Genomic DNA, 23,309 nt, shown 5'->3' with positions numbered 1-23,309 from the left:
AAGGGCGGCCGACCGTAGGCAGGCGCCGCACCCGAGTCAACGCTCGGAATACGGTGTTTTCCGCCCCCGGCGTCGAAGCTGACCAATAACGAGCAGCAACAGCCATGGCACGGCGGCCACACCGGTGCCTGCCCCACACCCGCAGCCGGTGTCCCCCTCCTCGTAGAACTGCGGCAGGAGGTCCAGCACATAGGGAGGAATGGGTTGCGGCGGCGGCGGATCCGGGGGCCGGGGATCCTTGCCTGTAGCGGCGGACCACTGGTTGGCCGGCCCCGGGTCGGGTGGGGAGGGATCGTCTCCCGGAGCCGGGGGCGCCGTGGCGAGCAGCCCCGTGCGCGCCAGGAAGGTCCCCAGCACGTACTCGCGCCTCAGGGGGCTGACGATTCCCTCCAGGGGGACGCTCAGGAAGAGCACCTGTCCGCCGGGCGCCGAGGAGATGCCGGCGGACAGCTCCGTCCCGTTGAAGCGCAGCACGGCGGCGCCTCCCGCCGGGGTCAGCACGTCGGGAATGCCGGTAGCCAGGCCTCCCCGAGTGCCGTCGTCGAGCTCCATTCCAGCCACGGAGGCCAGCCACTCGCCCGGCTGCCCCTCCACGAGCAGCGAGGACGAGCCACTGGCTACCGCCGCGCGGAGGATGTCGGCGAGGAACGCCTGGTCGGCCATGTCCCCCGTGGCGAGCCGGGAGGCCGCCTGGGAGCCGGAGAAGAGCAGGTGCCCGCCCCCGGTGACGAAGGCTCGCAGGGCGTCCTGCTCCGCGCGAGTCGGCGCCGCGCCGCCGGGCCCTCCGCGCCCCGTGAACCAGTCGACCAGCTGATAGCCCGAGAGGCTCACGAGGCTGGCGGCGAACGCCTCGTTCGTCGCGCTGTCGAAGGCCACCTCGTGCCGAGCCACCGCCGCCCCATGGCGACGCACCGAGGAGCCATCGTTCATCGTCTCCAGCAGCACGCGCAGCGGAGAGCCCAGGCTGAAGCGCGAGAGGTCCTCGGGACGGTCCATGGTCGCGTCGAGGCGATCGAAGGCGTTGACGATGAGCACGGGCGGCGTCGTGCCCACCCGCGCGCCCACCGTGTCCGAGGGGAAGGACTCGCCGCCCGCGTTGAGCGCGGCCACCCGGAAGTAGCGCGTGGTGCCCGCCGCGAGGTTCACGGTGAGGGTGGTGCCGGCCGTCTCCGTGCCCTCGTCCCAGGCCAGCCCGTCCTCGCTCTGGTAGACGCGGTAGGCCGTGGCACCGTGCCCGCCGAGATCGTTCGAGTCCGTTGCAGGAGGCGCCCAGCGCACCTCCACTCCGCCGGCCACGTTGACCGCGGCCACGACGGTGGGCGGCTCCGGCGGCAGGCTGACCGGCTTTCCGTCCTTCGCCGCGAAGTACTTGATGAGGCCCTGCATGATGGCGCGGGCCGCGATCCGGCGGAACTCGGGCTCCTTCAGGCGCGCCGAGTCCAGCACCGAGTCGTGGTAGGCGATCTCCAGCAGCACGGAGGGCGTCTCCGGGTTGTGGGTCGGGTTCAGCTCACCGAAGTAGGCCGAGCGCAGCCTCCGGGTCGTCCAGTTGGCGTCCACCGCGGTCTTGAAGTCCCGGTCCAGTTCGGCGCGCAGCAAGGTCGCCAGGACGTCACTTCCCGGCACACCCGTGAAGTTGAGCGAGCCGTCCACCGGGTTGGGACCGTAGACGTAGGTCTCCGTGCCCACGACGGTGCCCGAGGTGCCGGCGTTGGTGTGCCAGGACACGTACACGGCGTCCTCGCCCGCCTCGTGGTCCCACGTCGCGAAGCGCGCGCGCCCCGTCACATCGTCGTTGCGCTCGTTGCCCAGCCCGTTGGTCCCCGAGGGCGCGAACACAGAGGCCGGCGCCCCGTTGAACTGCATGTGGTAGCGCGCGCACTCCAGGTAGCGAGGCAGCCCGAGCGGCCCCATCGTCGCGTCTCCGATGAAGCCGGTGCCACCTCCAATGCGCACCGCGTCGAGCGAGACGGTGCCCGTCGCCGTGGAGTCGTTGAGCGCCACCACCGCCCCCTTCTCCGCGCTCTGGCCCGCCTTGAAGTAGAAGCGCCCGAGCATCAGCCACGTGCCGCCATGGCGCCGCTGGTCGACGCGGAAGTGGCTCTCGCCTCCCGCATGCTTCACCACGAAGTGCGCGTCCGGCACCCGCGCGGCGTCCGCGGCATGGGAGACATAGACGTAGTAGTTGCCATCCGCGGGGATGCGCGGCACCCACGAGGCCGAGGCCGTCGCGGAGGGAGCGGCCGTCATCAGCCGGCTCCCACCCAGGTTGAAGGGCAGCACGTTGTTCGGCATGGGCGAGGGCGGCGGCCCCCACCCCGGCACCTTGGCCGAGCTGAAGAGCCCCTCGGGCCCCGTCTCCGAGTAGTCCGCGTCACCGTTGTTGACGATGACCATCCGCCCGTTGAGGTCCGGCTCGCGCAGCGGCACCACGCGGGCCCCCGCGCTCATCAGCATCGGCAGCAGGTACTGGTCCAGCGTCTCGGCGGAGATCAGGTCCTCCACCACGTCGTTCGTGTTGCCTCGCTGCGTCGCCCAGCGCCCCAGCCTCGAGTCCCGGTAGAAGCCGTGTCCGGGGCTCAGGTACACCGTCTTCCCGGACAGCGCTCCGGTGCGCATGCGCGTCTGCGGCAGGCCCGACGCGGCCGAGCGCGTCCCATCCCGGATCTCCTGGCGCACGGGCGGTGGCTCGGCGTCGCTCCACACAGCCGTCTCGGAGGGCCGAGGCTCCGGCAGCGGCACATACACCGCTCCCGGAGGCTCCAGGCCACAGTCCTGCGTGGGCTCCGTGGGCGCCTGGGCCCACACGAGCGCCGGAAGCGACAGACAGATCAAGCTCGAGCCGAAGACAGAGAGAAGGCGTGCCATGCTGGGGGCGGACCATAGGGCCACGCCCCCTCTCGCGCGAGCGCGGGATTCCGCCCCCGCGAGTGCTAGCCTGCCCCCTCGACTTCCAATGAACGCCCCTGCCCCACCTTCACCCCCGTTCCCGCCCCGAGGCGGCGCGGGCATCGTCGCCTCGTTCCGCCATGCGTGGGCGGGGCTCATCCACACCGTCGTCCATCAGCGCAACATGCGCGTCCACCTGGTCTCCGCGGTGCTGGTAGGGCTGGTGGGCAGCGGCATCGAGCTGGGCCTGGCCGAGAAGGTGACGCTCATCTTCTGCGTCCTGCTCATCTTCTTCGCGGAGATCCTCAACAGCGCGCTGGAGCACCTGGTGGATCTCGCCGTCCAGCAGTTCGACGAGAAGGCCCGGCTGGCCAAGGACGCCGCCGCTGCGGGCGTCATGGTGCTGGCCCTGGGCACGGTGGTCATCTTCGCCGCCCTGCTCGTCACCAACTGGAACATCGTCCTCAACAGCGGCCCGCGCATCGCCCGGCAGGTGACGCTCGGGCTGCCGTTCACCGCCTGCGTCACGCTGCTCGTGCTGCCCCGCGCCCGCCCCGTCTGGGTGGACTGGGTGGCCTTCGTGCTGGGCGCCACCCTGCTGGGGCTGATGGCCCTGCGCACCGCCAGCTCCGTCTTCACCGCGCTCACGGCCGGACTGCTCGGGGTGGCCATGTCCGCGGCGCGCACCCGCCGACGCGAGGGGCTCGGGCAAAAAAAAACCGGCTCCTCGCCGGTCAACCACCGCGCCTAGAGGGCGTGAGCCCCGGAAGCCAGTCCGGAGCTCGATCGCCCACTAGGGTTTGGTAGACACCATCCTAACGGGCTACACCCTCGGCTGCCAGCCGGCGCCCTGCTCGGGCGTTACCTGGGCGACATCGGCGGGCTTGTCGCCCTGCTTGAGCTCCTCCGTCACCAGGTCGAGCAGCTCCGTGGCAATGCCAATGATCTGGTGCGGCGTGTATCCGCTCGAGCGCAGCTGAGCGAAGAAGGTGCGCGCCAGAATCCGGGGGCCCTTTTGGTCGGTGCTCAAGGACGTGTCTCCAAAGAAAGAATGAGGGGGACTGCTGCTACTTGCGTGCTACAGGATTCAACCCCCATGCCAACGGTTGGCAGCCGAGCGGATTCCTCATGATCTGCGGAGGGTTAAGAGGTATCGAGGGCTCCGCCGAGCACCGAGCGACTGCGAAGGGAGCTTCGCACCCCCACCAGGAACCCAGGGATTGCGGTCAAGGGGTGTATAGCAGGATACACACCCCACCCCTGGGGAGCCCCTGTGTTTTCAGGGACTTGCATTGCACCCCGGGGCCGGGGATACGCGCCTCAGGGCACGGAGACGAGGGCATATGGCGTACCGCGTAAACAACATCGGGCTGTGGCTGGACGAGCCGGAGGAGCTGCTCGGTCAGCGTGCGGCCGAGAAGCTGGGCGTCACCCGAGCCGATCTGGCCTCGGTGCGTGTGGTGCGCTCGGTGCTGGATGCCCGCAAGAAGGGCAGCCCTCGCTACATCTATACGCTGGAAGTGACGCTGGCTCCGGGGCGCAAGCCCGCGCGCCTGCCGCCGGACGTGGGCGAGGCGCCGCCCGAGCCCGAGCCGCCCCCGCGCGTGAAGGAGCCGGAGCGCTGGCCGCTCATCATCGGCACGGGCCCGGCGGGCCTGTTCTGCGCGCTGGGGCTGCTGGAGCGCGGGGTGCGCAGCATCCTCCTGGAGCGCGGCCGCGAGGTGGTGACGCGCCGCAAGGATGTGGCGAAGCTGATGCGGGACGGCTCGCTGGATCCGGAGAGCAACATGAACTTCGGCGAGGGCGGCGCCGGGGCCTACACGGACGGCAAGCTCTCCACGCGCATCAACCACCCCATGGTGCGCAAGGTCATCGAGACGTTCGCCCAGTACGGGGCGCCGGACCACATCCTCGTGGAGGGCAAGCCGCACATCGGCTCGGACCTGCTGCCGGGCGCGGTGGCGCGCATCCGGGACATGCTCATCGCCGGGGGCTGCCAGGTGCTCTTCGAGCACAAGGTGGAGGATCTGCTCTACCGCGACGGCCGCGTGGCGGGCGTGAAGCTGGTGGACGGGCGCACGCTGGAGAGCGACCGGGTGGTGCTGGCGCCGGGGAACTCGGCGCGCGAGCTGTACGAGCGCTTCGCCGCGGACGGGCGGGTGAGCATCGAGGCCAAGCCGTTCGCGCTCGGCTTCCGCGCGGAGCACCCGCAGGGGCTCATCAACAGCATCCAGTACGGCAACGCGGCGAAGAACCCGAAGCTGCCCCCGGCGGACTACAAGCTGGCGGAGAACCTGGACGTGGATGGCGAGGTGCGCGGCGTCTACTCGTTCTGCATGTGCCCGGGCGGCATCGTCGTGCCCACGCCCACCGAGGACGGGCTGCAGTGCACCAACGGCATGAGCAACTCGCGCCGCAACGCGAAGTACGCCAACGCGGGCATCGTCGTCACGGTGTCCGTGCAGGACTTCGAGCGCGAGGGCTTCCGCGGGCCGCTGGCGGGCCTGGAGTTCCAGCGCCACTGGGAGCAGAAGGCCTACGAGCTGGGCGGAGGCCGCTTCTTCGCGCCGGCGCAGACCATCCCGGACTACCTGGCAGGGCGCGTGAAGACGGAGCCGGGCGGCACCAGCTACCGGCCCGGCATCGTCCACGTGGACCTCAACCGCCTCTTCCCCGAGCGCCTCACCCAGTCCATCAAGCAGGCCCTGCGCGGCTTTGACCGGAAGATGCGCGGCTTCATCAGCGACGAGGGCAAGCTCATCGGCATCGAGAGCCGGACCAGCTCGCCGGTGCGCATCACCCGGGGCGAGGATCTCCAGTCGGTGTCGCTCCGCGGACTGTACCCGGCGGGGGAAGGTTGCGGTTACGCGGGCGGTATCGTCTCCTCGGCCATTGATGGCCTGCGCATCGCTGAGCAGATTGCCGGAGAGCTGACCTAGAGAACGACCGGAAAGCTCGCCCGGCTGCCTGCCGGGAGGAGCCCGGAGAAGAGAAGGCGCCATGCGTTACCGCGTACGCACCCCGGAGGGGGAGCTGGAGTACGAGAGCATCCTGCATGTGGAGCAGGCCTATGTCGCGGGGCTCGTATCCCCCGAGGACGAGGTGCTCGAGGAGGGCGGCACGCTGTGGCGCAAGGCCGCCAGCATCCCCAACCTGGCGCGGGCCCGGAAGCCGTCTCGTGCCTTCGATCGCAGCCAGACGCTGACGATCCTGGTGGCGGTGTTCCTCGGTGTGTGTGCCCTGCTGCTGGTCCGCAGCGGCCGGGGCATGATCGCGTTCCTGCTCTGCCTGGGCGTCGCCTCGCTGCTGTGGCGGGTGACGTTCACCGCGTTCCGCCGCCGTCGCTGAGCCTCCTCCCCTGCCCTCCAGCGGGGCGTCCCAGCGCCCGCCGACAGTGAGCGCCAGGGAACACATGTTCTTCCCAGCAGGACTTTCGGGGCCTGCATCCGCGGCCCGCGGAGAAAGGGAGGACGCCACGTGCTCAACACCTACCTGTCTCGAGAGGCGGCGCAGAAGCTCCGCCATGGAGCCTTCTGGCTGAGCCGGGAGGACATCCTGTCCATGGACGGCACGCCCGTGGTGGGCGAGCCCGTCCAGCTCCGGGACGAGGACGGACAGGTGCTCGGGCTGGGAGACGTGGACCTCGAGGCCTCCTTCCCCGTGCGCCGCCTGGGGCTGCCCGAGGAGACGGCGGAGGGGCTCATCCCCCGCCACATCCGCCATGCCCTCGAGCGGCGGGCCCGGCTGGTGGACGACCCTCGCTTCTGTCGACTGGTGAACGATGACGGCGACGGCCTGCCCGGCCTCATCGTGGACCGGTACGACACCCACTTCGTCATCCAGACGCTCACCCGGCCGATGGATGCGCGCATCGAAGAGCTCACCCGCGCCATCGTGGAGGTGGCCGGCGCGGCCTCGGTGCTCCTGCGCAACGACTCGTACCGGCGCAAGGCGCTCGGGCTGGCGCCGCAGCGGCCCCACGTGCTGTACGGCAACCCGCCCCGCTGGTGCCGCCTGCTGGAGCTGGGCGCGCGCTTCACGGTGGACCTCACCTACGGGCTGAACACGGGCTACCACTACGATCAGAGGGAGCTGCGCCGCTTCCTGGCGCGCCTGGCACGCGACGCGCGGGTGCTGGATCCGTGCTGCAACGTGGGGGGTCTCTTCGTCCACGCGGGGCTGCACGGCGCCCGGCAGATCCTCGCCTTCGACAAGGACGCGGACGCGGCGGACCTGGCGCGCGAGAACGCCGAGGCCAACGGCCTGTACGGCCGGGTGAAGGTGGAGTCCGGCGCCACGCTGGCGGTGCTGAAGGCCGTGACGGACACCTTCGATCTGGTGCTGCTCGACGCCCGGGACGCCACCTCCCACGAGAGCTTCATCGAGCACGTGCGGCTGGCGCTCCGGCGCACCCGGCATGGCGGCCGGCTGCTGCTGACGGGCTACCACCCTCCCCTGGCCCTGGGGGCCTTCGAGGAGCTGGTGGCGGAGGCCTGCGAGCGCGAGCAGCGGGTGGCCTTCCGGCTGGCACGGCTGGGGCTGCCCCCGGACCACCCCTCGCCCGTGAACACCCCCGGCGCCGACTACCTCGACGCGGTGGCACTCGAAGTGAACTGAAGTCAAACGCGCCCTCGCCGCCTGGGGGTGGTAGTGTCGAGCCACGATGACGACTGACAACCCGGCTGAGACTCCAGGGCCCGCCACCGAGGGCGGCTCCGTCGAGACAGTGCGCAAGGTCTACGCGAAGGATCTGCGGGAGAAGGACCGCGTCAACACCGTCTTCCGCGTCACGCAGAAGAACAAGGTGACGGCGCGCAGCGGCAAGGTGTTCCTCGCCCTGACGCTCGGAGACAAGAGCGGCGAGATCGACGCGCGCGTGTTCGACAAGGTGGACGAGTTCGAGCCCGGCTTCGCGCCGGGGGACTACGTCCTCATCCAGGGCCATGTGATCAACTTCCACGGCAAGACGCAGGTCGTGGTCGAGGCGCTCGAGCGCCTGGATCCGGGCCCGCTGGACCCCAAGGAGTTCGAGCCGCCTCCGGCTCCGCCCGCTCCCGCCGAGGCCGCGGCGCCCCAGGACAAGGGCCAGGAGAAGGAGAAAGACAAGGCCCAGGACAAGCCCCAGCAGGCGCCGGAGAAGCGCGAGGAGGGCGCGGAGAAGCGCCCCGGTCGCGACGATGGCGCGGGCCCTCGGGCGGTGGGCCTGATTCGCGAGCTCATCACCGAGCGCGTGAACGATCCGCACGTGAAGCAGCTGCTGCTGGCGTTCCTGGACGACCCGCAGATCGCCGCGGGCCTGCCGAACGCCCCCGCCGCCAAGGGCATCCACCATGCCTACCGGGGCGGGCTGGCCGAGCACCTGCTGTCCGTGATGCGGCTGACGTTGCGGGTGGCGGACCACTACCCCATGGCGGACCGGGACCTGCTGCTGGCGGGCGCCCTGCTCCATGACGTGATGAAGGTGGCGGAGATCTCCTCGGAGAAGGGGTTCGACTACACCGACGAGGGCAAGCTGGTCGGCCACCTGGTGATGACGGCGCAGAAGATCCGCGAGAAGACGCTGGCCATCCCAGGCTTCCCGCCCGCGCTCGAGCACCACCTCACCCACCTGGTGCTGGCGCACCATGGGAAGCTGGAGTACGGCTCGCCCAAGCTGCCCATGACGATCGAGGCGTTCATCGTCCACGCGCTGGACTCGCTGGACTCGCGGATCGCCGCGTGGCTCGAGGCCATGGCGCGTGACCCGAACGACCGGTGGACGGAGCCGCTCAAGCACTATGATCGTCAGCTCTGGAAGGGCCCCTCGCCCACGGCCCGGGGCAAGTCGCCGGTGGAGACGCGCCGCAAGTCGCGCGAGGAGCGCCGCAAGTCCAAGGAGAAGGGCGGCGCGCCCCAGGGTGCGCAGGCGGGACAGTCGGGTGCCGAGGAAGGCAGCCCCACGCCACCGCGCAAGGACAAGGAGCGTCCTCCGCGCGAGCAGCGCCCGCCTCGCGAGGGCCGTCCTCCCCGTGAGGAGCGCCCGCCGCGAGAGGAGCGCCCGCCGCGAGAGGAGCGTGCGCCCCGCGAGGAGCGCCCGGCCCGCCCGCCGCGCGATCCGAGCACCCTGCCCCAGGAGCTGACCTTCAAGCCCTTTAGCGCGCTGACCTCACTGGCACCCGCCACCGAAAAGCCCGAGGCCCCGGCGTCGAAGTCCGAGGGTGAAGGCACCACGGAAGGCTGACATGTCGAAGCGTCGGCTCGGAGAGCGTCTGATCGAGGCCGGCCTCGTCACCGCCGAGGCCGTGGAGAAGGCCCTGGAGCACCAGAAGATCACCGGCTACAAGCTGGGCGACTGTCTGGTGGAGCTGGGGCTGCTCCAGGAGGCCGCGCTGCTGCGTTTCCTGGCCGCCGAGTTCAACACCCGCTTCGTGTCCGCGGAGAAGCTGGCCAAGGCCAAGCTCCCCACGGACGTGCTGGACAAGCTCCCGGTGCGCATGGCCGAGGCCCAGACGGTGCTGCCGCTGGCCTACGATCCGGAGCGCAAGCTGCTGTCCATCGTCGCCGCCGAGCCGCAGAACAAGTCGCTGCTGGACGAGATCGCCCTCGTCACGGGCGTATCGGAGGTCTACGCCTACGTGGGCCTGCGCAGCGCCATCGCCGCGGCCATCAAGAAGCACTACTACGGAGACCCCACCGCCTTCACCACGCTGGAGAACGGCGGCCCGCAGGTGGTGCGCTCGGACGCGTCCACCATGGCCAACGCCTACGACGCCACCGGGAGCGGGCCTCGAATGGCCCCGAACCTCCAGCTGCGCTTCGAGACGGACGCCAGCGTGCGGGCCCGGGCTCCCGGCACGCAGATGTCGCGCATGTCCACGGGTATGCGCGATGCGGCCAGCGCCACGCGCGGAGGGGTGGCCGAGGTCGACTTCATCGAGTCGCTGAACATCCTCGTGGGCCTGCTGGAGCAGGAGCGGCCCCACCACCGCGGGCACTCGGCGCAGCTGGCGCGCCAGGCGGCCATCGTGGGCAAGCGCATGGGCATGGCGCCCCGCGAGCTGGCCTCGATGTCCATCGCCGCCTACCTGCACGATCTGGGCAAGTCCGCCGAGCGCCACTACACGCTGGCCAGCAACGCCGCCAACGCGGACTGGAAGACGGAGGCCCGGCGCCTGTGCAAGGCGCCCGTGAAGCTCTTCGAGACCGTCCGCCTGCAGCCGGCGGTGAACACCATCATCACCCAGCTGTACGAGGCGTACGACGGCTCGGGGCCGCTGGGAACCAAGGGGGAGGACATCTCCCTGGGCGCGCGCATCCTGGCCGCGGTGGACAGCTTCCTGGATCTGACGAAGAACCCGGCCAACGCCTACGGCAAGGCCCTCAACAAGGCGCAGGCGCTGGATCACCTGCGCAAGAACGCGGGCGTCCTCTACGATCCGGTGGTGGCGGACATCGTCGGGCAGGTGCAGAGCGGCGAGCTGCTGCGCCACCGCATCGTCCAGGACGGGCGCCAGGTGCTCATCGCCGAGTCGGACGAGGCCATCCGCACGGACATGCTGGAGTCCGCGCTGCGCCAGGGACTGGTGGTGCACGCGTTCTCCTCGCTGGACGGCGCGATGGACGGGCTGGCGCAGCGGGAGTGCGACGTGCTGGTGGTGAGCCTGCGGTTCGGCATCCAGGATGTGACGGCGCTGCTCCAGTACGCGCGAGGCATGCCGGAGGCTGGAGGGCTGCCCATCATCGTGCTGGGAGAGCCGGACAACGCCTCGAGGGATCGGCTGCTGATGGCCGGAGCGACGGCGGTGGTGTCCGCGACGGACACCGACAAGGCCGCGGAAGTGGTCCGGCAGCTCTACGAGGACCGCATCCAGCACAACGGGCCAGCGCGCATGGTGCAGGGCAGCTATGACGAGCTGCCCCAGCTGGAGCTGCTGAAGACGCTGGCCAGCGGCCACAAGTCCGGGCGCCTCCACCTGCGACACCACTCGCTCGAGGGGTATCTGCACCTGGAGCATGGCAAGGTCGTCTTCGCCTCCTACGCCGGCCAGTCGGGCGAGGCCGCGATGCAGGCGCTGCTGAAGCTGAAGCAGGCGGACTTCCAGTTCGATCCGGACTCGCTGCTGCTGGAGATGCCCCACCTCGACAAGGATCTGGCGACGGTGGCCAAGGAGCTCACCGCGCGCAAGGCCGCCAGCGCCTGAGTCGTCGCCAGACTACGACACCCGGAGCCCGAACAGGGCCGCGGCGGTGGCCGTGGTGGTGGCCGCCAGCTCATCGAGAGACACGCCCTTCAGCTCCGCCACCTTGCGCGCGGTCTCCACCACGTGCGCGGGCTCGTTCTTGCGCCCACGGTGCGGCACGGGCGCCAGGAAGGGGCTGTCCGTCTCCACCATGAGCCGATCCAGCGGCGTGAAGCGTACCGCGTCCTGAAGCGCCTCCGTCTTCTTGTACGTCACCACGCCGGACAGGGAGATGTGGAACCCCAGCTCCAGGTAGCGCCGAGCCGCGGCCGTGTCTCCCGTGAAGCAGTGGATGACGCCGCGGCGCAGCCCCTCCTCGCGCAGGATGGCCTCGCAGTCCTCGTGGGCGTCCCGCACGTGCACCACCAGGGGCTTGTCCAGCTTGCGCGCCAGGGCGCACTGGCGCCGGAACACCTCCGCCTGCACATCGCGCGGAGAGCGATCGTAGTAGTAGTCCAGGCCCGCCTCTCCCACCGCGCGCAGCTCGGGCCGGGCGCAGGTGCGCTCCAGCGTGGCGAAGTCCTCCTCGGTGGCCTTCGCGGCATCGTGCGGATGGATGCCCAACGTGGGCGACAGGAAGTCCGGGTGGGCCGCGGCCAGCTCCAGCGCGTTGCCCCAGTCTCCAGGAGCCTGGAACTGGCCCACGATGACGGCGTGCACCACCCCGGCGGCGCGGGCGCGCTCCAGGACGGCGCCCACCTCCGTGAAGTCCGCGCGCTCCAGGTGACAGTGTGCGTCGATGAGTCTCATGGCTTCTCCTGCAACAGTTCAGCGAGCTCCTCACGCGCTTCGGGTGAAGCGAAGGTGGGGGCAGCCGCCTTCACGCGCGCCTGTCCCTCGGGCAGCCCGAGCCGCCAGAGGCCATCGGCCGCGTCCAGCCTGCAGTCCTCGGGGGCTGCCGTGTCCTCGAGCAGCGCCAGCAGCCACGGCAGCGCCTTCGGGTCTCCCAGCCGCCCCAGCCCCCGAGCCGCCGCGCCCCGGCACGGATCCTTCGGATCCCGCAGGATGGCATGCAGCCGCTCCAGCGCCCCGGTTGCCTTCACCTCGCCGCACAGCTCCACGGCAAGCGCTCGATCCGCGCTCCACTTCTTCTGGGTGCGCTTCAGGAGGTACTCCGCCCCCTCCGCGTCGCCCAGTCGCGCGAGCACTCCCGCGGCCTGGGTGCGCTCGAAGGCGGGAAGCAGCCAGCGGCCAAAGAGCCGCTTCACCGCCGGCAGCGCACGTGCGTCCCCCAGCTCCGCCAGCGCCCCCAGCGCCCGGAAACGAAGGATGTCCGTGTCCAGCGCCTCCACCAGGATGTCCAGCCCCGAGCTGTGCTTGAGCGCCGCCATGCCACGCGCCGCCTCGAAGCGGATCTCGGGGATGGGGTCCTCCAGCATCCGCGCCAGCGCGCCCCGCAGCTCCGGAAGCGCCAGGTCCGCGATCCGCCCCGTCGCCTCCAGGCGCACGCCCAGATCCGTGTCCGAGAGCCGCGCCGTGAGCGCGCCGGGCAGCTCCTCGGGAGTCAGCACCAGCGTGGCCAGCCCGATCCCCGAGCGGCGGACCTCGCCCTGCGCATCCGCGAGCAACCGCACGAGCGCCTCGGAGAACTCCGAGGCCCGCGAGGGCTCCTCCGCCGCGAGCTGGACGAGGAGATCAGCGGCCTCGGCGCGGGCCTGCGGACGCTTCTCCCGCTCGAGGGCGAGCAGCGCCCGATCCCGCTCCGCCCGCCAGTCCATGACGCTCACTTCACCGGGGAGCCGGGAGGCACATCCCCCGGATCCAGCAGCGACAGCCCCTTCTCCCCCATCTCCGCCGTCAGGAGCATCCCTCGCGACTCGATGCCCTTGAGCTTCCGGGGCTTGAGGTTCGTCACCACCACCACCCGGCGGCCCGTCACCTGCTCCGGCGTATACGCCAGCGCGATGCCCGACACGATGGTGCGCGGCGCGGCCTCACCCAGCTCCACCGTGAGCTTCAGGAGCTTGTCCGCCCCGGCCACCTTCTCGGCCGCGACGATCTTCCCCGCCTTGAGCGACACCTTCGCGAAGTCGTCGTACTCGATCTCGCCCGGAGCCCCACCCGCGCCCGCCCCCGGCGAGGCCTGCGTGGTGGGCGCCTCGGCCGGCTTCTTCTCGGCCTTCTCGGCCTTCTTCTCCCCCTTCTTCGGGGCCTCCTTCGCCGGCTCGGGCTCGGTGGTCGGAGGGATGAGGGCGTTGACCTTCTCCTCCTCGAGCCTCGGCAGCAGCGGCTCGGGCGTGCCGATGGGACGGCTGCGATCCAGCAGCGGGTAGGTGGCCTTCTCCAGCGCCGCGAACGTCAGCGGCGGCGCGTTGAGCTGCGCGAAGAGCCGCTCCGTCACCCGCGGAATGACGGGCGTGAGCAGCGCGCCCAGCAGGTAGGCCACGTCCGCCGCGTCCGAGAGATCCGCCCGCGCGGCCTCGGGATCCGTCTTGATCTTCGCCCACGGCGCCTGCGCCTGCAGGAAGCCGTTCGCGGACTGGGCAATCTCCACGATGGCCTTGATGGCGCTGCGGAACTCCAGCTTCTCGAAGGCCTCGCGCACCTCGGGCACCCGAGCCAGCGCCGCCTCCACCAGCGCCTTGCCCGGCCCCTCCCGGCCCGGCGCCAGCCGCTTCTCGAGCGGCCCCGCCAGCATGGACAGGCCCCGGTTGGCCAGGTTGCCCACGTTGTTGACCAGCTCGCCGTTCACCCGCAGGCGGAAGTCCTTCAGGTTCAGATCGAAGTCCTCCGGCCCCGGCCCCAGGCTCGCCGCGTAGAAGAAGCGCAGGTAGCTCGGGTCCAGGTTGTCCAGGTACGTGCGCACGGGCACCAGGGTGCCGCGCCGCTTGGACATCTTCTCGCCGTTCACGGTGAGGTGGCCGTGGACCTTGATCTCGTTGGGCACGTGCAGGCCCGCCACCTGGAGCACCGCCGGCCAGAACAGCGCGTGGAAGTAGACGATGTCCTTGCCGATGAAGTGGATGATGCGCGCGCCGCTGTCCGCGGCCCAGTAGTCCAGCGCGCTCTTCGCCTTGCCCGTCTCCTTCGACCACTTCTCCGTGGTGGCGATGTACCCGATGGGCGCGTCCAGCCACACGTAGAAGTACTTGTCCGTCTCACCCGGGATGGCGAAGCCGAAGTACGGCCCGTCCCGGCTGATGTCCCAGTCCGCCAGCCCCTTCTCGAAGAAGCTCTGCAGCTGCGTGGCCAGCCCCTGGTGGAGGAAGCCCGGGCGCTTGAGCACCTCGCGCAGGAAGCCCTCGTGGCGCGACAGCTTGAAGAACAGGTGCGTGGAGTTCTTCCGCACCGGCGGCGTGCCGCACAGCGAGCACTTCGGATCGAGCAGATCCGTGGAGCTGTAGGCCTTGCCGCACTTCTCGCACGAGTCCCCGTACTGCTCCGTCGCCTTGCAGTTGGGGCAGGTGCCCTTGATGAAGCGGTCCGGCAGGAAGCGCTTGTCCGTCTCGCAGTACGCCTGCTCGATGTCGCGCCGCTCGATGTCCCCCTTCTCCTTGAGGCGCCCGTAGATGAGCTCCGCGTAGTGGCGGTTCTCGGGGGAGTTCGTGGAGTGGAACCAGTCCACGCTCACGCCCAGCTCCTCGAAGTCCTTCTTGTGCAGCTCGTAGATGCCGGCGATGAACTCCTCCGGCTTGATGCCCTGCTTCGACGCGCTCAGCTCGATGGGCGTGCCGTGCGTGTCATCCGCGCAGAAGTAGACGACGTCCTTGCCGCACGAGCGCAGGAAGCGCACGTAGATGTCGGTCTGGATGTACTCGACGGCGTGGCCGATGTGGATGGGCCCGTTCGCGTACGGAAGCGCGCTGGTGACGAGGATCTTCTCCGCCATGGACTCTCCTAGAGGGCGGCGGACTGTAGCCGCTCGAATGCCCGGGGTCATCGATTCCGGTAGGGCTGCGCTGCGCGAGGGGCCAGCCGGGTGTTATGGACTCGATACGATGTGCACCATCCTCATCCTCCGCCACGTCCATCCCGAGTGGCCCCTCATCCTCGCCACCAACCGGGATGAGCTCTACGCCCGCCCCACCTCCGGCCCCCAGGTGCTCCCCGGCACCCCGCGCATCGTCGTCCCCGGGCGGGACAGCGTGCACGGCGGCACGTGGATGGGCGTGACGGACACGGGCCTCTTCGTGGGGCTGACCAATCAGCCCCGCGCGCTGACCGAGGGCGTGGCCCCCCGCTCGCGAGGCGAGGTGGTGCTCGAGGCGCTCCGCGCCGGGAATCTCGAGGCCGTCGAGCGTTACCTCGACACATTGGACCCTGCCCTCTTCAGCCCCTTCAACCTGCTCTATGGAGACGCCTCGCGGCTGCGGGTGGCCTATGCGCGCCCCGCCACCCCGCGGCTGATCCGCGAGGATGTGCCCTCCGGCATCCACGTGCTTCCCAATAACGTGCTCGATGCCCCCTCGCTCCCCAAGGTGGAGCGGGCCCGGATGCTCGCGGCCGAGCACGCCCGGCGGCCCTGGCCCGAGCTGGCAGGCAGGCTCCAGGAGCTCCTGGCCGACCATCACCTCCCGCCGGAAGAGCAGCTCCCCGAGCCTCCGCCCGATGCTCCCGTCTCGCGCGAGCTGGCCCGGCAGCTCCAGGCCCTCTGCATCCACACGCCGGCCTACGGGACGCGCTCCTCGGCCCTGCTGGCCCTGGCCCCGGGCCGCGTGGGCCATTTCCTCGTGTCCGAAATCCCCCCATGCCGCCACGCGTTCCAAGACCGCTGGAGCCTGCTTGCTCCACTGTGAGGGGGACTCTTCCCCCCACTCTGAGGGGTGCCGACTCCCCACCGCCCAGCCGGGTCACAAATGACTCCCAAGAATTGTCTGAGAGTGGAACAATCGGATGAGACTGCCCGGAGCAGCCCGCAGAACCCCCCATGGGGTGCGTTAGACCCATGAGGTCACCGATGACCCTCGATTTTCACCGGCTTTCCTAGGGAGACATGGTGGCCTGCGTCTTGCTAGCCACCCAAAGGGTCCTTTCATGGCGAAGATCCTCATCGTCGACGACGAAGTGCAGGTGGCCAGCGCGCTTCGGCGGCTGTTCCGGCGAGAGGGGTTTGCCGTGGAGGTGGCGCTCAACGGCGAGGAGGCGCTCCAGAAGCTCGCCACGTTCGATCCGGACCTGGTCATCTCCGACTTCCGGATGAAGGGCATGAACGGCGCGGAGCTGCTGGAGAAGGTGCTGCGCGTCGCCCCCAGGGCCGTGCGCATCCTCCTGTCCGGCCACGCGGACCTGTGGAGCACCTCGCCGACCTCCTCGGCCCAGGCCGTGTCCCACTTCATCAGCAAGCCGTGGGACGACGACCACCTGGTCTCCCGGGTCAGGAGCCTGCTCGGGGGTCAGCAGGAGCCCTCCGCCTCCAGCCCCTGAGGGCCGTCGCGGCTTGGGGGCCTGTCGCCCCGTCCTTCCTGCACCCACACTCGAAGTGTGCCTCCAACAAGGCTGCGGTCCGCCTGTGCCCGGGTAGACTGCCCCGCCCATGAACGAGGCCATCCAGGAGCTGGGCCAGCAGCTCTCCTCCGACGATCCCTACGAGCGCGAGACGTCCGCCCTGGAGCTGGCCGAGCTGGAGGATCCCCAGGCAGCCCCGTTCCTCGCGCGCGCCACCGAGGACGAGGAGGCGTCGGTTCGCCGGTGGGGCGCCTACGGGCTGGCCAAGCTCGGCCGCCCCGCGGACGCGCCCACCCTGCGCCGCGTGCTGTCGAAGGATCCCGACCCGCGGGTGCGCGTCCAGGCGGCGTTCGGCCTGGCGCGGCTGGGCGAGAAGGAGGCGCTGGAGAAGCTGCCCCCGTTCCTGGCGGATCCCTCCGTGGACGTGCGGCGCGACGCGGCCACGATGCTGATCTCCCTGCCGGACTCCGCCCCCGTGCGGGCCGTGCTGAAGCCCCTGCTCGCGGCTCGCGACGAGCGCACCCGGGCCTGGGCCGCGGGGCTGCTGCACTCCCTGGGAGAGCCTGACGCCTTCCCGAAGTGGCACGGCGCGCTGGCCTCCACCGAGAGCCGCCGTGACGCGGTGCTCGCCGTGCCGCTCATGCGGGAGCCTCGCTCCATCCGCGAGATCCTCCGACTGCTCGCGGAGATGCCCCAGGAGGAGCTCGAGGCCTCCGCGGAGGAGGAGCCCGCGCTCCTCGACATGCTGTGCGACGCGCTGAGGCTGTCCGGCCTGGAGCTGCTGCTCGACTCCGACACGGATGAGGCCCTCCGGGCGGACCTGCTCATCCTGGTGGGCCGTCACAGGACGCTCATCCCGGAGCTCATGAGCGACATCGTCGAGGCCTTCGCCCAGCGCTCCCCCGAGAAGCTGGGCCAGGAGCTGGCGGAGCTCCTCCACGAGCGCGAGCCGGAGGAGCGCGGGCCGTTCTTCGCGAACCTCGCTTCCCTGTTCCCCAAGGCCGCCCTGCCCACGCTGGCGGAGCTCAAGGCCCCGGATCGCGAGCAGGTGCTGCGCACGGTGGCCCAGGTGGCCCGCGACGCCCAGGGCGAGGATCCCGAGCTCGTGACGCTCTGCGAGGAGCTGCGCGCCACTCCCTACGGCCACCACTTCGAGGGGCTGCCCACCGGTCCCATCCAGCGCGAGCGGCAGGCGGCGGAGGGCGAGGATGACTGGGACGGAGAGACACAGGAGCAGGCCATCCCCGACGACGAGGAGCTGCTCGAGGAGGAGCCGGACGAGGACGAGGACTCCTGGACGGAGCCGGTGCCGCCGGAGGCGGAGGCCGTGGCCCAGCGCGCCCTGGTGCTCGGAGGGCTGCTGCGGAGGCTGGCCCTGGAGGAGCGGCTGGCGAAGGCCAGGGACTCCGCCGCGAAGGAGGAGCTCCTCCGGCTGCGGAAGTGGATGGATGAGGAGGGCCTCTTCAGCACCCTGGGCGTCACCGGCATGGAGCTGCTCGAAGAGGAGCCCGGCACCTGGTCCCCGGACGATTGTCAGTCCGTGGCCTGGAGCGCCGAGGAGCTGCAGCTGCTCCTCTGGGCCCTGAAGCAGGGCAAGCTGCCGCCGGCCGAGGCCCGCGTGGAGACCGCGCCGCTCCTGGAGCGCCTGCCGCTCCTCAAGGATCCCCAGCCCTTCCTGGAGTCCGCCGAGCGGCGCCCGCTCGAAGAGGTGCAGGTGCAGCGCGACCGCTGGGAGGTGCTCCTGGAGTGCGCCCGGTACGAGTCGTTTGCCCGGGGCATCGCGGCCGATCCGTCGATCGCCGAGGCGGATCCCGATCTGGAGACGCTGCTCGAGTCCGCCGAGGAGGTGGGCTTCGACCGCAAGGGCGTCACGTCCAGCCAGGGCAAGGCGCGCGCCGCGGTGGAGGGGCTGCGCCACTGGTCCCGCCACCGCGTCACCGAGCTTCAGGAGGAGGGGCTGCTGCCAGGCAAGCCCGGCGAGGGCCTCCTCTTCGGGGGCAAGCCGCTGCAAGCCCTGGACGAGACGACGCTGGCCGACCTGCTCGCGCTGGCCCACGGACGCTTCAAGGCGCTGGAGTGGCTCGCCGCGGGTGGCGAGGCCCTCCCCGAGGGAGAGGAAGAGGCCGGCTGAGGCGGTGGGCCTCGGCGAGGCTCAGGCAGGCCGCGCGCAGAGGCTCCAGAGCAGGCGCTCGATGACGAGCTTGCCGCTGGCGGAGGACTTCAGCTCCAGGTCCGCCTCCGCGCAGTGCACCAGCGCGCGCAGCAGCTCCCGCCGCTCGTAGCGCGCCGCGGCCTGCATGCTCAGGAAGGCGGCGTAGGGGTGCGGGGCGCGGCCCTTGGCCGCCTTCGCCTCCTGCTCGATCTTCGGGAAGATGCGCGACTTGAAGTCATCGAACGAGCGCGGCGCGGAGCCCTTCGCGTACTGCCCCAGCCGCTCGTGGTTCTCCAGCAGCCCGCGCACGATGGAGGCCACCGCACCCAGCAGCTGCAGCGCGTGCGTCCCCTGCCCCATCGCATCCTCGGCGTAGCCCAGCGCGCCCTTCAGATCGCGCTTCTGGAGCGACTCGGAGAGCTCGAAGTACTCCTCCTCGCGCGCGTGGTGCACCAGCAGCGCCACGTCCGCCACCTCGATGGTGGCGCTGTCTCCGACATAGACGGCCAGCTTCTCCAACTCCGACTGGAGCAGCCGGATGTTGCCGCCCACGCGCTCCTTGAGCTGCTCCAGCGCCCCGCGGCCCAGCTTCTTCTTGAAGGGCGCCAGGAACTCGGTGGCGATCTCCGAGAGATCCAGATCCTTGTGGCGCGCGGCCACCTTGCGCTCGACGAGGTGCCCCTGGTCCTTGGCGAACTTGAGCAGCGGGCTCTTGGCATCCACGTCCGTGGCGGCCAGCACCAGCGCGTGCCCCTTGGGCAGCCCCTTCTGGAGCAGCTCCAGCAGCGCCGACGCATCTCCCTCCGGCGCGGTGATGCGCTCGTCCCGGCAGAACGCGGCGGCCTCCTTGAGGAAGGCGAGGTCCACCTCCGCCAGGTCCACGTCCAGCTCCTCCTTCCACTCCTCCACCGAGGGCGCGCCGGGCGCCGTCGGATCGAGCTGGTCCACGCCCCAGCCCGCCCGGGCCGCCAGGGCCAGCAGCCGGCGCGCCCCTTCCTTGCGCTTGCCGGCCTTCCACGCCTCGCGCGCCTTGCCCAGCGCGTCCCCCCGCCCCTTCTTGGGCGCGACGAACTCGGGATCGCGCACCAGCACCACCTTGCGGCCCGGGAAGAGCGGCATCGTGGCCAGCTCCTGCGCCACCTCGCGCGGGGAGGACGCGTCCAGCACCGCGAAGTTCAGCCCCATGGAGGCGTCCGGCACCAGCGCCTTCACCAGCTCGTCGGCGCCCTTGCGTACCAGGAACTCCTCGCCCCAGAGCAGGTACAGCGGCGCCACCTTGCCCGCCTTCACCTCCGCCAGCACGTCATCCATCTCCGCGCTCACCGGACCTCCCGCATCAGCAGCTCCAGCAGCATCCGCTCCAGCTGCAGCCGGGGCGAGCCGTTGCGCCCGATGCCCGCCTGCGCGCGCTCGATGAGCCAGGCGCGGCGGTGCAGCTCGGGCTCGGAGACACGCGCCGCCGTCTCGCGCGCCAGCTCCTTCATGTCCAGGTTCGCCAGGGACTCGCCCCCGGCCTTCAGCAGCGCCACGTCCCGCGTCCAGAGGGCCAGGAGGGCGAGCGCCTGCTCGGCGTCCTCCCGAGAGCCGCCGTACGCCTCCGCGAAGCGCAGCAGGGGCAGCGCGTCCTCCGACCGGAGCGCCTCGAAGCGGGTGATGATCTCCTTGCGCTGGGCCAGCCCCTCCACGTCCAGGCTCAGCGCGCGCCCCAGGCTGCCACCGGCCATCACCGCGGCGAGCGCCGCCGTCTGCGGATCCAACCGGCGCTCCTGCTGCACGCGCTGCGCGACCAGGTCCACCGGCAGTGGAGCGAAGTGCACCTTGCTGCACCGGCTGCGGATGGTGGGCAGCAGCTTGTCCATCGCCGCGGCGATGAGGATGAGCGTGGTGTCCGCGGGCGGCTCCTCCAGCGTCTTGAGGAAGGCGTTCTGCGCGGGCTCGTTCATGCGGTGAGCGGAGGTGATGAGCGCCACCTTGCGGCGAGACTCCAGGCCGTGCAGCGCCAGCCGCTCCTGCAGGCCGCGGATCTGCTCCACGCGGATGTCCCGGCTGGGCGTGCCCGTGAAGTCCGAGCGCCCCGCCAGCCCGCGCGCCACGCGCTCCTCGTCCGGCATCACCCACGTCACGTCCGGGTGGAGCCCCTTGGACACGCGCACACAGCTGGCGCACTGGCCGCACCCCACCTCGGGCTGCTCCGGGCAGGTGAGCGCCTGGGCGAGCCCCACCGCCGCGAGCTCCTTGCCCACGCCCTCTGGCCCGGCAAACAAGTAGGCGTGATGCAGCGTGCCACTGCGCAGTGCCGCCTGGAGTGCATCAATCGCACGGGGCTGTCCGACCACCGAGGCCAGCGTCATGGTGCGTGTATGTCCGGTCGCGCCCTGGGCGTCAACCGCCTGCTTGACCCTCCTGGATCGGCTCGGTCAGAGTTTCCACGCCTTGCTTCCTTTTCTGCAGAGCAACGTCTCCCTCGTCGTTGGAGCTGTCCTGGTGGTCCTGCTGTTCGGGATGCGCTCGGCCAGCAGCGACAAGGAGTTCCGCCGGGACCTGCGCGGCGCGTTCCGCTTCCTGATCGCCTTCCTCGCGCTGCGGGTGGCGGCCTGGACGATTCCCGCCGACGCGCCCAGCTCGGTGGTGAAGCTCGTCAACGTCGGGTGGATGTTGACCTTCACCTTCGGCGTCATCCGCTCCTGCGTGGCCCTGGCGCTGAAGCTCGTGCGCCTGCGCTCGCCGGTGGCGACGCCGAAGATCCTCCGCGACGTCATCAGCTTCGTGCTCTACGGGCTGGCGGCGCTGCCCATCCTGCAGACGCAGCTCAACCTGGACCTCGGCGGCCTGCTGGCCACCTCCGCGGTGCTGTCGGTGGTGATCGGTCTGGCGCTCCAGGAGACGCTGGGCAACCTGTTCGCGGGCCTGTCGCTGCAGCTCGAGCGGCCCTACCAGGTGGGCGACTTCATCCGCATCAAGGAGTACACGGGCCGCGTGGTGCAGATCGGCTGGCGCGCCACGCGCATCGTCACCTTCCGCCGGGAGAGCATCACCCTTCCCAACAGCATGGTGGCCAAGGAGATCGTGAAGAACTTCTCCTTCGGCTACGAGCCGGTCGCCATCGACATCGAGATCGGCCTCTCGATCGACGCGCCGCCCAACCGGGTGAAGGCGGCGGTGCTGGATGTGATGAAGGAGATCAGCACCATCCTCCAGGAGCCGCCGCCGCAGTGCCGGACGTGGTCCTATGGCGAGTCGTCCATCCGCTACCAGATGCGGTACTGGGTGGCGGACTTCTCCCAGGCGGACAACACCATGGAGGAGCTGTACACGCGGCTCTGGTACCGGCTGAAGCGCGACAACATCGAGCTCGGGCTGCCGCAGCGCGTGCTGCACACGCGCACCGAGGCGGCGCAGAAGTCCGAGTTCTCCGCGGAGTCGGTGATGGAGCTGCTCCGGGCGGTAGACCTCTTCGCCCTGCTGGTGCCGGAGGAGCTGGATCGGCTCAGGTGCGATCTGGTGGCGCGGCGCTTCGGCAAGAACGAGCGCATCATCGAGGAGGGCGAGGAGGGGCATACCTTCTACCTGGTCGTCTCGGGCGAGGTGTCGGTGCGCACGGGCAAGGGGCTGGAGGTGACGCGGCTGAAGCGCGGCAACTACTTCGGCGAGATGTCCCTGCTCACCGGCGAGCCGCGCGCGGCCACGGTGGTGGCGATGGAGGACTCGGTGCTGCTGGAGCTGGACCGGCCGGCCTTCGCGCGCATGTTCGTCACGCACCCGGGGCTGGCGCGGCAGCTCTCGTCGCTGCTGGCCAGGCGGCGCACCCAGCTGCGCGCGGTGGCCGAGGCCAGCGGCGCCAGCTCGGATGCGGCGCCCGAGGCCAACCGCATCCTCGGCCGGCTCAGGCAGATCTTCAGCCTGACCACGCATGACTGATAGAACCAGGGGCCATGCAGCCCCTCCTCTATGGCGAGCTCGTCCCCTGGTACCACCTGGTCGATCCGCCAGAGGACCATGAGGAAGAGGCCGTGTGCTTCACGGCCGCGTTCGAGCGCGTCGTCACTCCTCCGCCGCGGACACTGCTCGAGCTCGGCTCGGGCGCCGGAAACAACGCGCTTCACCTGAAGCGTCGCTTCACCTGCACGCTCGCGGACCTCTCCCCCGACATGCTGGCGCTGAGCCGCCAGCAGAACCCCGACTGCGAGCACGTCCAGGCAGACATGCGCACCCTGCGGCTGAACCGGACGTTCGACGCGGTGCTGATCCACGACGCCATCTGCTACATGCGCACCGAGGAGGACCTGCTCGCCGCGGCGACCACGGCCTTCGTGCACACGCGGCCCGGAGGCGCCGCCATCATCGCGCCGGACTGCACCCGAGAGACCTTCCGGGACGCCACCGAGGTGCTGTCGGAGGACGACGGAGACCGCTCGCTCCGCTGTCTCATGTGGACGTGGGATCCCCACCCCGAGGACAGCACCTACGTCGTCGACTTCGGGTTCCTGCTGCGGCAGGGAGCCGAGCTCAAGGCCGTGCACGATCAGCACGTCGAGGGGCTCTTTCCTCGCGAGACGTGGAATCGCGTGCTCACCCAGGCGGGCTTCCGCGTCGAGCCCCTGAAGCGGCCCATCGGAGACGGCCTCTTCGACGACATCTTCCTGTGTCGGCGGCCCTGACGCGTC

The 23,309-nt window shown here is 70.5% G+C and carries 18 protein-coding genes; 11 read left to right on the top strand and 7 right to left on the bottom strand.

Annotated features, from left to right (window positions below; translation table 11 throughout):
- Positions 1–36 precede the first annotated feature (36 nt).
- Positions 37–2,868, bottom strand: a complete 2,832-nt coding sequence (locus tag KY572_RS22890) for a golvesin C-terminal-like domain-containing protein (RefSeq protein WP_224245066.1) — start codon at positions 2,866–2,868, stop codon at positions 37–39.
- Positions 2,869–2,956: 88 nt separating this feature from the next.
- Here KY572_RS22890 and KY572_RS22885 point away from each other — a divergent pair, with 88 nt between their 5' ends.
- On the top strand, positions 2,957–3,640 hold the full coding sequence (locus KY572_RS22885) for a diacylglycerol kinase family protein (RefSeq protein WP_224245065.1): 684 nt from the start codon (positions 2,957–2,959) through the stop codon (positions 3,638–3,640).
- A 72-nt stretch (positions 3,641–3,712) separates the two neighbouring features.
- Here KY572_RS22885 and KY572_RS22880 read toward each other — a convergent pair whose 3' ends face one another.
- Positions 3,713–3,919, bottom strand: a complete 207-nt coding sequence (locus KY572_RS22880) for a hypothetical protein (protein ID WP_224245064.1) — start codon at positions 3,917–3,919, stop codon at positions 3,713–3,715.
- A gap of 313 nt (positions 3,920–4,232) precedes the next feature.
- On the opposite strand from KY572_RS22880, the gene KY572_RS22875 reads away from it, so the two are divergent.
- From KY572_RS22875 to KY572_RS22855, 5 genes are all read left to right on the top strand, one after another.
- Positions 4,233–5,828 (top strand): NAD(P)/FAD-dependent oxidoreductase, encoded by a 1,596-nt coding sequence (locus KY572_RS22875; protein WP_224245063.1) that lies wholly within the window; start codon positions 4,233–4,235, stop codon positions 5,826–5,828.
- A gap of 61 nt (positions 5,829–5,889) precedes the next feature.
- The gene (locus KY572_RS22870; RefSeq protein ID WP_224245062.1) at positions 5,890–6,237 is read left to right on the top strand and encodes a hypothetical protein; all 348 of its coding nucleotides are present in this window, start codon (positions 5,890–5,892) and stop codon (positions 6,235–6,237) included.
- A 129-nt stretch (positions 6,238–6,366) separates the two neighbouring features.
- The gene (locus KY572_RS22865; RefSeq protein ID WP_224245061.1) at positions 6,367–7,506 is read left to right on the top strand and encodes a class I SAM-dependent rRNA methyltransferase; all 1,140 of its coding nucleotides are present in this window, start codon (positions 6,367–6,369) and stop codon (positions 7,504–7,506) included.
- A gap of 46 nt (positions 7,507–7,552) precedes the next feature.
- Positions 7,553–9,109: a 3'-5' exoribonuclease YhaM family protein gene (locus tag KY572_RS22860; protein WP_224245060.1), complete on the top strand. Its 1,557-nt coding sequence runs from the start codon at positions 7,553–7,555 to the stop codon at positions 9,107–9,109.
- A 1-nt stretch (position 9,110) separates the two neighbouring features.
- Entirely contained in the window at positions 9,111–11,069 is a 1,959-nt protein-coding gene (locus tag KY572_RS22855; protein ID WP_224245059.1) for an HD domain-containing phosphohydrolase, read from the top strand.
- A 12-nt stretch (positions 11,070–11,081) separates the two neighbouring features.
- Here the strand turns inward: KY572_RS22855 and KY572_RS22850 are convergent, their stop codons facing one another.
- From KY572_RS22850 to metG, 3 genes are read right to left on the bottom strand one after another with little or no spacing between them, the layout of a single operon-like run.
- Complete coding sequence (locus tag KY572_RS22850; protein WP_224245058.1) at positions 11,082–11,858, bottom strand: TatD family hydrolase; 777 nt, start codon at positions 11,856–11,858, stop codon at positions 11,082–11,084.
- Positions 11,855–12,826 (bottom strand): HEAT repeat domain-containing protein, encoded by a 972-nt coding sequence (locus KY572_RS22845; RefSeq protein ID WP_224245057.1) that lies wholly within the window; start codon positions 12,824–12,826, stop codon positions 11,855–11,857. The genes KY572_RS22850 and KY572_RS22845 overlap by 4 nt, the downstream gene beginning before the upstream one ends.
- A gap of 5 nt (positions 12,827–12,831) precedes the next feature.
- Positions 12,832–14,937: a methionine--tRNA ligase gene (gene metG, locus KY572_RS22840; protein WP_224245056.1), complete on the bottom strand. Its 2,106-nt coding sequence runs from the start codon at positions 14,935–14,937 to the stop codon at positions 12,832–12,834.
- A 109-nt stretch (positions 14,938–15,046) separates the two neighbouring features.
- Here metG and KY572_RS22835 point away from each other — a divergent pair, with 109 nt between their 5' ends.
- The 3 genes from KY572_RS22835 to KY572_RS22825 all read left to right on the top strand — a co-directional run bounded on the left by KY572_RS22835 (position 15,047) and on the right by KY572_RS22825 (position 18,624).
- On the top strand, positions 15,047–15,844 hold the full coding sequence (locus KY572_RS22835; protein ID WP_224245055.1) for an NRDE family protein: 798 nt from the start codon (positions 15,047–15,049) through the stop codon (positions 15,842–15,844).
- A 238-nt stretch (positions 15,845–16,082) separates the two neighbouring features.
- Positions 16,083–16,472 carry a response regulator gene (locus KY572_RS22830; RefSeq protein ID WP_224245054.1) on the top strand — a complete coding sequence of 130 codons (390 nt, stop codon included), beginning with the start codon at positions 16,083–16,085 and terminating at the stop codon, positions 16,470–16,472.
- A 109-nt stretch (positions 16,473–16,581) separates the two neighbouring features.
- On the top strand, positions 16,582–18,624 hold the full coding sequence (locus KY572_RS22825) for a HEAT repeat domain-containing protein (RefSeq protein ID WP_224245053.1): 2,043 nt from the start codon (positions 16,582–16,584) through the stop codon (positions 18,622–18,624).
- 21 nt (positions 18,625–18,645) lie between these two features.
- Here the strand turns inward: KY572_RS22825 and holA are convergent, their stop codons facing one another.
- Together holA and holB are read right to left on the bottom strand one after the other, a co-directional pair.
- Positions 18,646–19,968, bottom strand: coding sequence for a DNA polymerase III subunit delta (gene holA / locus KY572_RS22820; protein WP_224245052.1), 1,323 nt, complete (start codon positions 19,966–19,968; stop codon positions 18,646–18,648).
- Positions 19,965–20,996 (bottom strand): DNA polymerase III subunit delta', encoded by a 1,032-nt coding sequence (holB, locus tag KY572_RS22815; RefSeq protein ID WP_224245051.1) that lies wholly within the window; start codon positions 20,994–20,996, stop codon positions 19,965–19,967. Before holB ends, holA begins: the two co-directional genes overlap by 4 nt.
- A gap of 133 nt (positions 20,997–21,129) precedes the next feature.
- On the opposite strand from holB, the gene KY572_RS22810 reads away from it, so the two are divergent.
- Together KY572_RS22810 and KY572_RS22805 are read left to right on the top strand one after the other, a co-directional pair.
- Entirely contained in the window at positions 21,130–22,563 is a 1,434-nt protein-coding gene (locus KY572_RS22810; protein WP_224245050.1) for a cyclic nucleotide-binding domain-containing protein, read from the top strand.
- Positions 22,564–22,577: 14 nt separating this feature from the next.
- A complete protein-coding gene (locus tag KY572_RS22805) occupies positions 22,578–23,303 on the top strand; it encodes a class I SAM-dependent methyltransferase (RefSeq protein WP_224245049.1) in 726 nt (241 codons plus the stop codon).
- The last annotated feature ends 6 nt before the right edge of the window (positions 23,304–23,309 follow it).

Origin of the sequence: Hyalangium gracile (genome assembly GCF_020103725.1) — a bacterium.
GTDB classification, from domain to species: domain Bacteria; phylum Myxococcota; class Myxococcia; order Myxococcales; family Myxococcaceae; genus Hyalangium; species Hyalangium gracile.
The sequence above is the reverse complement of the archived record's forward strand: the minus strand, read 5'-3'. Positions and strand labels throughout refer to the sequence as shown.